Source organism: Neorhizobium sp. JUb45 (assembly GCF_004343585.1).
In the GTDB taxonomy this organism is placed as follows: domain Bacteria; phylum Pseudomonadota; class Alphaproteobacteria; order Rhizobiales; family Rhizobiaceae; genus Neorhizobium.
On record NZ_SLYW01000020.1, the window covers coordinates 17,836 to 31,995 of the forward strand.

The following is a 14,160-nucleotide window of genomic DNA, read 5'->3' on the forward strand; positions in this document are numbered from 1 at the left end:
GACAGCGCCCTGGAGACGAGCCGTCACTACGATCTTACGTCGTGCAAAAATACTGGATTACAAGGGATGATCGTGCACAGCGGCTACGGAGCAATGTCCAAGGGCTTTCGGCGACCCGATGCTGGACAACTAGAGGGGTAATTTCTTGTATTGATGTATGAGAAGAAATTTTGGTTCTTAACTCATTTCCCTTTGATCCGGGTACCTTGCCCAGCCATCGGTTGATCTATGAATCGAATCATAACAATTTCCTTGTCGCGTCGAAGGGTTCTTTTCCCGATTTTGGCCTACGTGATTGAATGTCTGATAACGGACAGAGGCTGCCGGAAACCAGGCTAGCAACTCTTTTCAACCCGATACGAGGGTCGGAAACATGAGGATTGCCTAATATGAATTCTGCGGTTCAGAATTTTTTGAGAACAGCTGACGAACAGACCAGAACAGCACTACGCCAGTGACTACAGGCGCTGCGAGTTCGTCCAAGAGTTGCGGTCCTCTTGGTGAGTCTTGCATGTTGTGCCCCCAATGGTGTGGCTTCACTGAATGTCGCATTTCGGACATGTGCTCCGCGTCACTTGTACGAGGTCGTTGATCTGACCATAGATAAGCCACGACAGAAGCTGACAATGAGACATCGTTCGCAACTTCATGGCGCGTACGGCTAGGAGAAAATCATTGCTCTTGCCCTCACTGAGGTTGAGAGAATGGGCATTCCTTCGCAAACAGCTATTCGGAACCTTATTATTCGTGCCTTGAGCCCGAATGATTTCGCAAGCCTTTCCCCTCATCTCGAAGAATTGGACCTGCCTCGGCTTTATCAGATGTCGGCGCCAGGCATGGTCACCGACTACTGCTACTTTCTGGAGTGCGGGCTCGGATCCGTTGTCGCTGAGGTTAAGGGAGGTAGAAAAGCAGAGATCGGTATTTTTGGTAATGAGGGGATGTCACCGACATCAATGATCATGGAAGCGCCGACAACCCCGTACTCAACGTTTATGCAGATCTCTGGGCGTGGTTACAGAGTTCGCAGTATCCGACTATCCCACGCCGTCGAGGGAAGCTTCCGGCTGAGATCGCTGCTTCTCCGATTTGCCCAGGTGATGTCCGTCCAAGGATCATATACAGCGCTTTCAAACGCGACCGACAAGATCGAACAGCGTCTCGCCCGTTGGCTATTGATGTGTCACGACAGATCCGACGGAGATAAAATCGCGCTGACTCATGAATTTCTATCTGCGATGCTTGCCGTCAGGCGCCAAAGTATCACCACTACACTGCATGTTCTAGAAGGCTTGCATTTTATTGAAGCGAAGCGAAATGAGATAACCATCCATAATCGGCGCGGCCTAGAGGGCTTTGCAGGTGGTGCCTACGGTCCGGCGGAGGACGAATACCGAAAGCTTATTGGCCCTTTCTAAGCAAGGAACCAAACTAATCGTCTTCTGAGCGGTGTGCGTCTTCGTCAGCGCAGGCGGCGATAAAAGGCTTACGGCACATTTCTGAATGAATGCCGCCCGTTAAAGCAAGCTGGCAAAGGTCATGGGCACGCCGATAATTCGCTCCGGACTTATAGCTGAATGTCTTTAAGTGCCTCAGAGCGTCAGCCGGTCCTTCAACCTTCCTCGACAGGCGAGCGTCTTCCCCGACGTGCACCGGCACCTTCCAACGGAGCGAAAATCCAACAGCAATGATGCTCATAGCGGTTTCACTGAAATCTGCATCATTCTCGGGTGGTTGCAAGCGCGACTAGATCCATCTGGACCGTTTCAGCTTCGAGCAAGGAGGACTCCTGCGGGAAATCTTCGATTCCGTAGATTTCATAAAGCGCCTTGAGCAGAAACCTGACCCGGGGTGACTTGCAGAAGTAAAAAATTGTCTGGGCTTCTCGTCGTGTGGTGACGAGCCGCGCTCCACGGAGCTTTCCGAGATGCTGAGAAAGAGCAGATGGGCTCAACCCAACCTGGATGGCCAGCGAGCCGACAGACGTTTCATGCTGCCTTAGAACATCCAAAATGTGCAGTCGTTTTTGGTTCGCCATCACCGCCAAAAGATTGGAGGCTTGGATCACGGCGTGTGGGTCAACGAGTAAGGCCTGCATCTTCGGCTCCCAGCCATGCTCGATCACACCATAAACAGGCGGCGCGATCGAAGCGGTTAATCTCGCGTGCGCTCGACTTTTATTGTGGGGCGGTGCAGATTTTGTAACACTGTTTTAGAATTCTCACAACATGAGCTCGAAGTCATCTGTCCGGTATCGTGCTAATCATCTGCGGGGGCCGGTCTTGGACGCGGTGAGTGCAAATTTGCTCATGTTCAATTAAATATAGCTATTCTTCTCTCAGTGTCGGCGGTGACGCGGCTTTCCGTCACCCATAACTCAAAAGAGGGGCCAAAATTGTCCGATATCGCACAAACAATATTATGCCTTCTCATCGCCAGCTAATCAAATTGCGGTAATGTGACCCTCCAAACACCAAGGTCGCAAGACTTGCCCTCCGACATCGGCTTGACCTGCTTTCCTTCGCCCTCTTGGACATCCCGCAGATGCTAACTGCCGAGTTCTTCGGGTGCGACTCCGAGGCAAGCACCCAAGGCCGCCTTGCCGACGTCAGGCATCATCGCCAGGCCCGCAGTGATTGCCTCCTGCCACGCCGATCCTCTTTCCCATGCCTCCGTGTAAGCATCGGCCAGATCGTCGGACCTTCGCGTTTGCTGTAAGGCCTCACATAGGAGCGCAGCTTGCTGCAAATCCTTGTCCTGCTTGCCACGGCCCGTAATATCGTTCGTCCGCCGCCTTGAGGCCACGATGAGCTTGTGGACGGCATATCGTTCAGGAGACGGCACAAGGACGCTCACTCCCGACCTGTGAAGCAACACAGTGCGGATCGGGTCGCGTATCAAAAAATCCAGAAAACGCAGGTTCTCCGCCGATGCACCACCAAGCGCAGGCATAGGCGAAGGCTTGCCTGTAAAGTCGTCGCTCCCACGATTGCCCGTCAGAAATTCCACGCGGTAGCCCGAAGCATTGGCGAAAGCCGTCACCTTCACCCTATCGGCCTGGTGCGGAACCGCCCGGAATGTTGCGTCGATTGTTTGCAGCAGATCGAGAACAGGCGGCAGGCTGTCGCCCACTTCAGCGGAAATCGCAAAGTCTTGCGCAAAATCGGCGTCACCCGTCTGCATGGCGGCATTTGGCAGACGAACACCAAGGATGCCAGCATAACACCCAAACGCCACTGTTCCGATCAAAACGGCTCGCAGTCGAAAAAGCCCGCCGTCAGCGAGAGTTTCGACAACGTCGCCCGCGAACCGGTCAGGGCCAGTCATGCCGCCTGATCGGAGAAGCGTGCTCACGAGGCGGCGGCGGTCCTTTGCGTGTTCCTTGATATCGCGAAACCGCCCGACCCGAGCCGTGATTTCGGGATCGGCATGGGGGCCGACATATCGCCTTTTGTCGCCCTCAGGCGTAGGAAAGTCGAAATACCAGTAGTCCTTGCCTTTGACAGGCACGGTGACGAAGCGACCTTCGATCGGATAATCGGCTTCGAATTGGGCATCCAGCGAACGTTGGGCGAGTTCGGAGAACATCGTTCGATAGGCAATGTCTATTTCCCGCATCAAGCAAACCCGTCGTTATAATGAAATTACAAAAAAAAATTATAACGCCACTTATCGGCTGTCAACACGGCCGTTCAGCTCCGGATGTGCTTCAGATAGGAGCTCTAAAACCCGGGCTCTGTTGCAAAAATTGTTGTTGGCTGACGATGCCTTGTACCTCGGCCCTTAGGCGGTCTTCGCCTCGACGTTCTGGGCAAGCAGCGCCACCTTTTAACGGTGTTCTGGTGGAGCAGGGCACACCGGACATTATCGATAATCCGCAGACGCAAACGTTTGCAGCCTACCTTCGTCAGGAGGCATCGGGTGAAATCGAGCACGCAACGGACGTGCAGCAGCCTGCCGTGACCTCACTGCCTGCTGCCAAACTGATTCACACGGAAAGATGAACGGGATGCTGCCCTATCAAACCGAAGCTGAAGCGGCCATAGGTGCTGACCTCTACCGCTATCTCGTCGGCCGCGCCGTCGAGGTTAAGACCGATCACCAGAGGCTTGTCTTCAGTCTTAAACTAAGATCAGTTCTCAAGCTTGCGTGAACGCTGGAGATATCCGGAACGAAAACCCGTGATTTACATTCTCGCTCCAGCGGTTCGTAGTGAGGCGGACATCGACCTTCTGGGCAGAGAGGCTCGGTTGGAAAGCGAGCCAAACTATGCCGTAATCAACAAGGAGATTAAGACCATGGGTTCGACATCTGATAAGATTTCCGGCAAAGCCAACGAGTTGATCGGCAAGGCAAAGCAGGCCGTCGGTGACGCTACCGACAATCGTACCCTCGAAGCGAAGGGCGTCGCTCAGGAAGCAAAGGGCGATGCGCAGCAGGCCAAGGGACATGCCAAGGATGCTTTGAAAAACGTGGTCGACAAGGCCTAAGTCTTTACAGAGATTTTACGGAGGCCCGCTTTAAGCGGGCCTTTCTCATGTGATCGAAATGCGTTGGGTTGCGTATATTGCAGATGAATCCGACTTTCGATTGGTATTATAGATGTTGCAGAGCTGCGGGCCGACGCGAGCTCGTGTTCAGCTAGGCCATGTGTCACGAGATTATCTCGCGCCTCCAGCTGCTTGATACATGTTGACACATTTCGCGTTCCATGGAACGAGCGATTTATGGCCAAACGTCTCACACGCAATTTTTCCCTGACCCCGGAGCTTGAGGGTTTCATCGCTGAGTGCCTGTCATCGGGAGATTACGGCAATGCGAGCGAGGTCGTCCGATCAGGACTTCGCCTGCTCCGTGAAAGTGCCAAGCCAGCTGTGGCAAATCCGTCAATCTGGCCAGTCGGCGGCGGAGAATGCGGGAAAGTCATTCGTGAAAAAGGTTGGACCGAAACACCGCTGGGGCCTCCAGATGACTGGTCGATCGAACTACGGACGACTGTTGCCAATATCATCAACTCTCCGGTCGCCAAAGTCCTCATGTGGGGTCCGTCCCACACCATGCTTTACAACGATATCTACGCAGAGCTCGTGGCAGACAAACACCCAGCTGCTCTTGGAAGCAATGTTGCGGAAATCTGGCCTGAGGTTTGGGACTGGAATCGGGAGATGATCGAGGCCGCTCTTCGTGGCGAGCTTCGTTCGTATCGAGACCAAAGCATGACGCTCATTCGGAACGGTCAGGCTCAAGAGTTCATTTTCGATCTATTCTACACGCCTGTTTATGAAGCCAGTGGCAAAATCGGCGGTGTCATGTGCACCGTCGTTGATAACAGTGGTCGCGTTGCGCTGGAAAAACGCGCGAGCGATAGCGAAGGCCAACTCCGCCGTGTCACGGACGCAGTGCCTATGCTGATATCTTATGTCGACCGCCAGCACGTTTATCGTTTCGCCAATCACGCTTACGAGGCTTGGTTTGGTATGAAACCCGATGACATGATCGGCAAACATATCGCAGCAGTGATCGGTGAGGGGCCGTACGAAAATCGACGGCCTGACATTGATCGTGCACTGGCTGGTGAAGTCGTGACCGGCGAAACCGACATGCCAGTACAGGGCGGCGCGCCTCGTCGGCTCGAGATCCGTTACATACCGCATGCCGAAGCCAATGGGACAATCTCTGGCGTCTACATCCTTGGCATCGATATCGAAGAGCGAACTGTACGCGAAGCCGAGCTCGCAATGAGCAACACCCGTTTTCACACGGCCATGAATGCAGTGCATGGCGTCCTTTGGACAAACAGTGCTGATGGACGGATGGTTGGCGAGCAACTGGGCTGGGCGTCGCTGACCGGTCAGACCTTCGATCAATACCAGGGTTTTGGCTGGGCCGAAGCCGTGCACCCGGACGATATGAAAGCATCGGTCAACACCTGGAACGCCGCAGTCGAAGCGAAATCCATGTACGTGCACGAGCATCGGGTTCGTCGCCACGACGGCGCATGGCGCCAGTTTGCAATTCGGGCGCTTCCGATCATCGGCTCAAAGGGCGATATCGTTGAATGGGTTGGAGTACATACCGACATCACACATCAGCGTGTGGCAGAGGACGCCCTTCGGGAACACGCCGAAGCACTTTCCCGGCAAGTCCGACACCGTGAACGGGCCGAGGAGCAGCTTAAGCAGCTCAACGAAAACCTTGAGGCGCGCGTCATTTCAGAGATCGCCGAGCGCCGGCAGGCTGAAGCCAAGCTGGCGCAGGCTCAGAAAATGGAAACCGTCGGAAAGTTAACCGGCGGGGTCGCCCATGATTTCAACAACCTGCTGCAGGTCGTGTCTGGCAATCTGCAGCTTCTGGCGAAGGAGGTTGCTGGTAATCAACGCGCCGAGGCGAAAATCAACAACGCTATGGCTGGTGTATCGCGAGGTTCAAAACTTGCCAGTCAACTCCTGGCTTTCGGGCGGCGTCAGGCACTGCAGCCCAAGGTCGTCAATATCAGCCGGTTCATCCGCGATATGGACGACATGATCCGCCGCGCAATCGGTGAAGCGATCGAGGTCGAGACAATTGTCAGCGGTGGGCTCTGGAATACATTCATCGATCCGACACAGATCGAAAATGCTTTGCTGAACCTCGCCATCAACGCGCGCGATGCAATGGACGGGCAGGGCAAGCTGACGATCGAGCTCTCAAACGCTCATCTCGACGACACATATGCTCGCACTCATGACGAGGTTAACCCGGGTCAGTACGTCATGTTGGCAGTCACGGATACCGGTTCCGGCATGCCGCCCGAGATCATCGAGAAAGTTTTCGAGCCTTTCTTTTCCACCAAGGCTGAAGGGAAGGGCTCCGGCCTCGGCTTGTCGATGGTCTACGGCTTTGTCAAACAGTCCGGCGGACATGTGAAAATCTATTCGGAAGTCGGCCACGGCACGACGATCAAGCTTTACCTGCCGCGCGCAGTTGAAGCGGAAGATGTTGAAGTCGCTGTCGACAACGGGCCGATCGTCGGGGGCACGGAAACCGTTCTGGTTGTCGAAGATGACGCAGAGGTGCGCGAAACGGTCATCGCGTTGCTGACCGACCTTGGCTATCGCACGCTGAAGGCAGTTGATGCTTCGAGTGCACTCACAGTGATCGATAGTGGTATCCCGATCGATATCCTGTTCACCGATGTCGTCATGCCGGGCACGCTGAAAAGCCCCGAGCTGGCGCGCAAAGCAAAGGAGCGGCTGCCAAACATAGTCGTTCTGTTCACATCCGGCTATACCGAGAACTCAATTGTCCACGGCGGTAAACTCGACGCCGGCGTCGAGTTGTTGTCGAAGCCTTACACGCGCGAAGCGTTGGCGCGGAAGTTTCGTCACGTGTTGGCAAACCAAGCCCAACGACTGAATGTTTCAACCAAGGAACCACAACGAGAACCTTCGTTAGAGCCCGAGGCGTCTCTGGCTGTATCTTCACGCGAGGCGGAGGCAGGCAAGGAAAAAGTAGGGCGCGTCACGGTACTGCTTGTCGAGGACGACGCGCTCATCCGCATCAATACAGCCGAAATGCTGCAGGATGCTGGCATGATTGTGGTGGAGGCCGGCAGCGCCGAGGAAGCGAAGGCGGCCCTCCAGACCATGGCAATCGATGTGCTCGTGACCGACCTCAATCTACCAGGTGCATCCGGTATAGAGTTGGCGAACGAAGCCAGAAACCTTAGGCCCTCAACTCTCGTTGTATATGCCACAGGCGATCCTTCGGCGGTCCGCGGAGAACGAGGGGCGACGGTCGTGGCTAAGCCTTATGACGCGACGAAACTCGCAGAGGCGATAGCCAACGCGGGGTCCGATAAGCGTGGCGAGGAAAAAGTTGCTGGGGAGAACAACGATCACGCGCAGGAGGCTTAGTTGCTTGCGCCGAAGTCTATCAAATGACGTGGCGCATTACGCTTGGCGCTATCCTGTATGGGTGCGGCCTGCGTCGGCAGGATTTAGGCTCAGGACCTATTAAATAGCTTGCCTTGTTGCGATGGCTTTGATTCATTTGGACCGAACGGAGGTCGCCGCGATGATCGATTTGCTGTTGCTGTCTGAGGCGCAGATGCGCCGGATCGAGTTGATCGGCTGGTCCTGAGAAGCATCACCTTCGTCTTGCGCAATGGGTTGCGATGGCTTGACGCGCCCCGGAATAAGGTCAGCACAAGACGATATACAAACGTCTCATCCGTTGGAGCAGGCTCGGCGTGTTCAACCGGATTTTGGCCGAACTGACCGCCAGACGGGGCGAGCCCGAGCAATTGATGATCGACGCCACCCATCTGAAAGCCCATCGCACCGCAGCCAGCCCGCTCAAAAGGGGGATGTTCTTAGACGTATCGGACGCACCAAAGGCGGCCTGAACTCCAAGCTGCATGCTGTCTGCGAGGATCACCGCCGACTGCTCATCCTGCTTGTAAGCGAAGGGCCGATGAGCGATTACAAAGGAGCGGCGAAGATGATCGTCGCCTTTCCCAAGGCCAAGTCCCTACTGGCCGACAAAGGCTACGACGCCGACTGGTTTCGAGAGGCTTTGGCCCAACGCAAGATCACCGCCTGCATTCCATCGCGGGCAAACCCTAAGGTCTCTATAAGACCTCGATTTAGTTACTGTGAACTGGTCGCATTCGACATTTATGCAAGCCCTTATTGTGGACCACTTGGTATTCGAAGGTGGACGGGAAACCGATCCGTGTCCCGTCACCCAGCCAGCGACTTAAAGAGTTTACGCATCCTCACGATGTACGTGCTTAGTAATCCCGGCTGCGCCGCCGATCCATGCTGCTATTGCTCCGAGAAGCAGCGCCACAGCAGCAGTAATCGCGCCAACCGAGATCGTTTTTGTCGCAGCTTGCGCCGCTTCGGTTGCCTGTCGTTTTGCTTCCGCCGCGGTAGTCTTGTACTGCTCTTCATATCGAGCAACCTGCTGTCGCGCTTCATCAACCGGGATATTCTGAGCGCGTGCCAACGCGTCAGCTGCGCGGTTGCGTGCTTCTTCCGCCTGAGCTTGGTCTCCGGTCAGCGCAGCGCGAACTGCGGTGATCGCGGTGTCGCGCAGAGCTGCCGGATCGTTACCTCCGCTCGCCTGACGAATGTTTTGCTCGATTGTACCAATCGGGTCGGTCGCGGTCGATAAAGAGGGGGCAGCTGTCGCAGCAGCAGTTGCAACGGTCGAGCCGGTGCCGGACAGGATACCGCTGAGACCAGAAAATGCCCCACCTACTAATGCACCAACGGACGTCGTGAGAAGGTAGACGACAAGCAATGTGGTAACTGCCCATGTTGTTAGCCCATGAAGCGAGCCTGTTGACCGGCTCACCTTGCCCGAAAGTCGGCTTCCCACGAAGCCGCCGACGAAGGCCGCCAGGACGCCGCTTACGATAAACCAGCCGGCTGTTCCGATTGAGAATGCCGTTGCAGTGGGATTGTCGCCGGTTGCCGGATCAATCACTGCGGCGCCAATGCCTACCCCCAGGAGATTAAGTAGGAGCTGAACAACTGTGGCAATTACGACCCCCGCGAAGATTGCACCCCAAGATACCTTATGTAGCTCGGCGTCTATCAGGACGCGTCGTTCATGCGCCACGCCGAACGTGGAAAGGTGTGGTTCGGTCATCGTTTTTCTCCCAAGGGCCGCTTGATCGCGGGTGGCAAATAACGCTGATTCCAATCTTTGGTTCCTCAAGTCCAAAACGTGATCATCTGTAGTATTTCTGTCACGTCATCTGGTCGCTTTGAATTTGGCAGTACGCCTTTGTTTTCGATGGCGCGGGCCTAAGTTCTGCTGGGATAGCCATTAGCCGTGGAGTTCCTTTGTCAGATCCCGCCCCCAAACTCGAAGCCACCCGCAATGTCCTCAGAGAGCTCGTTGCCGGGCTGACTGATGGCATCATCGTCATTGAGCCAAACGGCGTGATAGGTTGGGCGAACGATTCCGCCCTCGCCATGCATCGGATCGCGGCGATTGGCGATCTGGGGGAGACCGTCGCTGAATACCGCCGCAGGTTCAGTCTGCGCTACCGGAACAACCACTTGTTGGACAAGGGGCAGTACCCGCTTGAACGTTTACAGGCTGGGGAAACGTTCGACAGCGTGACAATAGAGATCTCGCCGGTGACCGATAGCGATTTGACCTGGGTGCATGCGGCTCGCGGATTGGTCCTCGATGGAATTGATGGTCATCCCGCTTTGTTGGCTTTGATCCTGCGAGACGAAACGCCGCTTTTTGAGGCAGAGGAGCGCTTCGAACGATCGTTTAATGCCAACCCCGCTCCAGGTTTGATTTGTCGTCTTGAAGATCAGCGTTTCATCAGAGTGAATCAGGGTTTCATTGAGATGACCGGCTACACCAAGGAGCAGGTTGTGGGACAAACGGTTGAAGATCTAGGTCTGTTCGAAAACTGCGAAACGGGGGAAGAAGCGCTTATAAAGCTGGCAGAGGGTCGCGTCATTCGACACCGAGAGGCGCTTGTTCCACTCCCTGCTGGCGGCGACCGGATGGTGATGGTGGCGGGCGAGCCGATTGCTGTGCAGGAGGAACCGTGCATGCTGTTCACCTTCGCCGATCTCGACGCCCGCCGTCGCGCCCAAAACGCATTGCGCCAAAGCGAGGAACGGTTCTCAAAATCTTTCCGGCAGTCGCCGTCTGCCGCGGCGATCACGAGGCTGGAGGACTTCGCATTCATGGAGGCCAACGCTGCGTTCCTGCAGCTCACGGGACTCGCAGAGACAGAGCTGCTTGGAAAATCCCCGAGCGACATCCATCTGTTTGCTGATGTGGCGGACCGTCGGGCGTTGGAGCGTATGCTACGAGACAATGAGCCAGTGCAAAATGTCGAGGCGCGGTTGTCGGTCAAGGGTGATGGAACAGTAGACTGTCTTGTTTCTGCTGAGAGGGTTGAGATGAACGATCAGCAAACAGTCATCTGGTCGTTGCAAGATGTCACGGATCGAAAGCGCACTGAAGACGAGTTGGTCGAAGCTATAGGCAGCGTCATGGCGGATACCTCCTGGTTTGGCAGATCGATTGTCGAGCGACTTGCCGCCATCCGCCAAAAGTCAAAGGGGAAAGTATCGGATACGATGCTTTTGGATCTGACAGAGCGGGAGCGACAGATCCTTGGGCTGATATGCGAGGGCATGGGCGACGCTGAAATGGCGGCGATTGTGAATTTGTCGAAAAACACGATCCGGAACCACGTCTCCTCACTATATTCGAAGATCGGCGTCAACAGGCGAACGGCAGCAGTTGCCTGGGCGAGAGATCGCGGATTTTCCGGAAAAGCACCTTCAAGGACCTAAAATAGGTCATCAAGTACCAGTCTGGTTGGTACATTTCTCTCTACGATAAGCGTCACGGCCACCATAAGTTTCTAGCCATAGCCGCCAAGGAGCGCGGCGTGGAAGGAGACAGTCATGGATAAGAACCGTATCGAAGGATCCGCCAAGGAGCTTAAGGGCAGCATCAAACTGGCAAACTCACCGGCAACACTTCGCTCGAGGCTGAGGGTAAGGCCGACAAGGCAGCCGGCAAGGTCCAGGCGGCTGCTGGCAAAGCCAAAGATATCGCCAAAGACAAACTGCTCTGATCAGAGCCGGAGGTTGAACAATGTTGTTTTCCGCCACCCAGCAAACTTTCCCGATGTTTATTGCCGATCAGACGACCGCAACCGCCCTGCGAGCCATTCTCGCTTACCAACCTGGCCTGGCCACTAGCGGCCTTGATGTGCGGCTCGAAGGGCACTCGATTGCGATTGAAGGCACCGTGGCCAGTGAAAGGCATCGCCAGACGCTACTCGACATCGTGCACGATTTTACCGCTATCCAGATTGTCTGCCTCGTTACCGTTCGGAACACGCCTGAAGGTGACGGCGCGGCAGGCCGATTGTCGAGCTAAACAAAAATTTCGCTAAGGAGAACGTCATGTTCAAAATAATCGCACTCGCGACTGCCACGAGCCTTGCTTTGGTAAGCGCCGCCGCCTCTGCTCCCAAACATAGCAGCCACAGGAGCCAGATGGCAGAACAGCCGAAGCAGCGTCTCGGAACGCTGTCATGCGCGGTCGCCGGTGGCGTCGGGTTGCTTATCGGATCGAACCGAAGCGTTGACTGCACCTTTAGGCAGCGGACCGGCAAGACTGAGCGGTACACTGGCAGCATAGGACGACTGGGCCTGGACGTTGGTGTCACCGGCAAACGCTATATGAGCTGGATCGTCGTCAATACGGCGCCAACCCGGGTGGGAGAGGGCGTACTAGCCGGGACATATATCGGCGCATCCGCCAGCGCGTCTGTAGGCCTCGGCCTGGGCGCGAATGCTTTGATTGGGGGAAATGCCAAGAATCTCGCCTTGCAGCCTATTAGCGGCGAGGCTGGCACTGGCCTTAACATTGCCGCTGGCGTGTCTCAGCTGAAGCTTGAACGGGCTGGATAGCGCAACGCGGAAATACCTTATTCGCCCCAGGCAAGAAGGAAGCGGATGGCACATCGCCGTCCGCCAAAATAAGCTAATGGAGGCAGGCCATGACGTCAACAAACGCACTTAAGGATCTTCTTAAACTGGTGAGATCGCTTCGGTCCCCGAGGCCCAACTCGACCGAAGGCCTCCGTGAACGCCGACTGAAAGTCCAAGACACTGTTCGTAAGCTAAGACAGGCATTTCAATGCCAGGATGTGGGTAGTGACGATGGAAATGGTCAGTAAGACGTGTTCAACCGATGGATGTGAAATGCACGGTCTGAAAACTAAACGTTGACGCAGCAATCTTTATTCGGTAGTTCTGCGCCATCGATCTTTTGTTGCCGAGCTTTGTCTACCGCGCGATTGGCACCGCGCTCTAAGCGAACTTCTCTTTCAAAAATAGTCGGTTCATCCGTGTGGCGTCTGCTGCACGGCTCCTCACTCTATGCTTTGAAAGGGTTCATCATGACCACTGGCACAGTAAAATGGTTCAATTCCACCAAGGGTTTCGGCTTTATCGAGCCGGACAACGGCGGCGCTGACGCCTTCGTACACATCTCGGCTGTTGAGCGCGCAGGGATGCGCGAGCTCGTCGAAGGTCAGAAGATCGGCTTCGAACTCGAGCGCGACGTGAAGTCGGGCAAGATGTCGGCCTGCAATCTGCAGTCCGCTTAATCGATATCTGCTTCCCTTTGACCACGGATGTACTGGCATCGCCGGAAGCACGCTATCAGTTTGAGGCCAGGCAGTCTGCCTGGCCTTATTCATTTCAGCCTCGTCGCCAATATCGAGGTACACAATGACAGAAAAATACAGCAAACCTCACTAGGACGCAGAGACTATTTCCGGCTTGGTCCGGACCGAGGACTTTTCCAAAACAACGCACGGAAATAACTTCAGTCGGTTGAGCAGGCGCGTGATGCTGAGACCTTACGGCTTCGAAGCGCGGCTTGCAAAGGACCAAGCTGACCAAGCGACTGCGACCGCCACGCTTGTTGCCAAGCGCATCAATTCCCACTGGTCGCTGCCGTCTACCATTATTAGGATCTACAATTGAGAAAACTCAGAAATAACGAACTCGCCGACCGACAGTCCGCCGCATCAGGTGCAAAAGCGGCTCTACTCGACGCCTACCGAGCCGCGAAAACGGCCGCAGAGCTTTCTCGCATCGCCAGGCAAGCGGAGCGCGTCTCATTGGTTGAAGCGCGAGAAGCTCGTCGTGCCGAACGGGAGCGTCTCAAGTTTGAAGAGAGCACCCGGCACGAAAGAGAAGTGGCTGAAAAGCAGGAATCTATCGAGGCGGCAGTGAGGGCTGAAACAGAGGCACGCAAGACTGCCGAGAACGCCCGCATCTCACGTGTGGTTGAAGACGAGGCTGCCCGTAAGGCCGAGCGTGACCGTCGCTATGCCAACCGCAAGGCCAAGCGGGCCTAGGCTTGTAAGATGCCGGAACTATCCATCGGCCGATTTAGCTGCTCTCTCAACCGGGGCGCACCCTTATTTGACTATAGGGGCGCGATCGTGGAACCTGACACCAAAGATATGCTGGCGATCAATACGCTCAAGACAGTTCTAACCGTAAAAAAGGCCCGCCGAGGCGGGCCGGAATAAGTGCTGTGGAGAGCCTGAGAGAAGCGCGACAGGTTCTCAGGACATAACACGGATGGTAAACGTACGTG

At 55.4% G+C, this 14,160-nt stretch carries 12 protein-coding genes and 1 pseudogene; 10 read left to right on the forward strand and 3 right to left on the reverse strand.

Annotated elements, in window-relative coordinates:
* Positions 1-704 precede the first annotated feature (704 nt).
* Entirely contained in the window at positions 705-1,418 is a 714-nt protein-coding gene (locus EDF70_RS29175) for a Crp/Fnr family transcriptional regulator (RefSeq protein ID WP_132281683.1), read from the forward strand.
* Between the two features lie 302 nt (positions 1,419-1,720).
* On the opposite strand, the gene EDF70_RS29185 is transcribed toward EDF70_RS29175, so the two are convergent.
* Both EDF70_RS29185 and EDF70_RS29190 read right to left on the reverse strand, forming a co-directional pair.
* Positions 1,721-2,098, reverse strand: coding sequence for a metalloregulator ArsR/SmtB family transcription factor (locus EDF70_RS29185; RefSeq protein WP_132281689.1), 378 nt, complete (start codon positions 2,096-2,098; stop codon positions 1,721-1,723).
* 449 nt (positions 2,099-2,547) lie between these two features.
* Positions 2,548-3,618 (reverse strand): GSU2403 family nucleotidyltransferase fold protein, encoded by a 1,071-nt coding sequence (locus EDF70_RS29190; RefSeq protein ID WP_132281692.1) that lies wholly within the window; start codon positions 3,616-3,618, stop codon positions 2,548-2,550.
* A gap of 680 nt (positions 3,619-4,298) precedes the next feature.
* Between EDF70_RS29190 and EDF70_RS29195 the strand changes: the two genes are divergently transcribed.
* The 3 genes from EDF70_RS29195 (at position 4,299) to EDF70_RS30165 (ending at position 8,386) form a co-directional block, all read left to right on the forward strand.
* Positions 4,299-4,490, forward strand: a complete 192-nt coding sequence (locus tag EDF70_RS29195) for a CsbD family protein (protein ID WP_132281722.1) — start codon at positions 4,299-4,301, stop codon at positions 4,488-4,490.
* A gap of 237 nt (positions 4,491-4,727) precedes the next feature.
* Complete coding sequence (locus tag EDF70_RS29200; RefSeq protein WP_132281695.1) at positions 4,728-7,895, forward strand: type II toxin-antitoxin system ParD family antitoxin; 3,168 nt, start codon at positions 4,728-4,730, stop codon at positions 7,893-7,895.
* Positions 7,896-8,230: 335 nt separating this feature from the next.
* Positions 8,231-8,386: a hypothetical protein gene (locus tag EDF70_RS30165; protein WP_165932187.1), complete on the forward strand. Its 156-nt coding sequence runs from the start codon at positions 8,231-8,233 to the stop codon at positions 8,384-8,386.
* A gap of 362 nt (positions 8,387-8,748) precedes the next feature.
* On the opposite strand, the gene EDF70_RS29210 is transcribed toward EDF70_RS30165, so the two are convergent.
* Complete coding sequence (locus EDF70_RS29210; RefSeq protein WP_132281698.1) at positions 8,749-9,639, reverse strand: PhnA-like protein; 891 nt, start codon at positions 9,637-9,639, stop codon at positions 8,749-8,751.
* Positions 9,640-9,836: 197 nt separating this feature from the next.
* On the opposite strand from EDF70_RS29210, the gene EDF70_RS29215 reads away from it, so the two are divergent.
* The 6 genes and pseudogenes from EDF70_RS29215 to EDF70_RS29240 all read left to right on the forward strand — a co-directional run bounded on the left by EDF70_RS29215 (position 9,837) and on the right by EDF70_RS29240 (position 13,915).
* Positions 9,837-11,324, forward strand: a complete 1,488-nt coding sequence (locus EDF70_RS29215) for a helix-turn-helix transcriptional regulator (protein ID WP_165932188.1) — start codon at positions 9,837-9,839, stop codon at positions 11,322-11,324.
* A gap of 215 nt (positions 11,325-11,539) precedes the next feature.
* A pseudogene (locus EDF70_RS30780) lies at positions 11,540-11,611 on the forward strand (hypothetical protein); the annotation flags it as partial.
* A 20-nt stretch (positions 11,612-11,631) separates the two neighbouring features.
* A complete protein-coding gene (locus EDF70_RS29225) occupies positions 11,632-11,919 on the forward strand; it encodes a BON domain-containing protein (RefSeq protein ID WP_132281704.1) in 288 nt (95 codons plus the stop codon).
* 26 nt (positions 11,920-11,945) lie between these two features.
* Positions 11,946-12,455, forward strand: coding sequence for a DUF992 domain-containing protein (locus tag EDF70_RS29230; RefSeq protein ID WP_132281707.1), 510 nt, complete (start codon positions 11,946-11,948; stop codon positions 12,453-12,455).
* 491 nt (positions 12,456-12,946) lie between these two features.
* A complete protein-coding gene (locus EDF70_RS29235) occupies positions 12,947-13,156 on the forward strand; it encodes a cold-shock protein (protein WP_132281710.1) in 210 nt (69 codons plus the stop codon).
* Positions 13,157-13,534: 378 nt separating this feature from the next.
* Positions 13,535-13,915 carry a DUF6481 family protein gene (locus tag EDF70_RS29240; RefSeq protein ID WP_132281713.1) on the forward strand — a complete coding sequence of 127 codons (381 nt, stop codon included), beginning with the start codon at positions 13,535-13,537 and terminating at the stop codon, positions 13,913-13,915.
* Positions 13,916-14,160 lie beyond the last annotated feature (245 nt).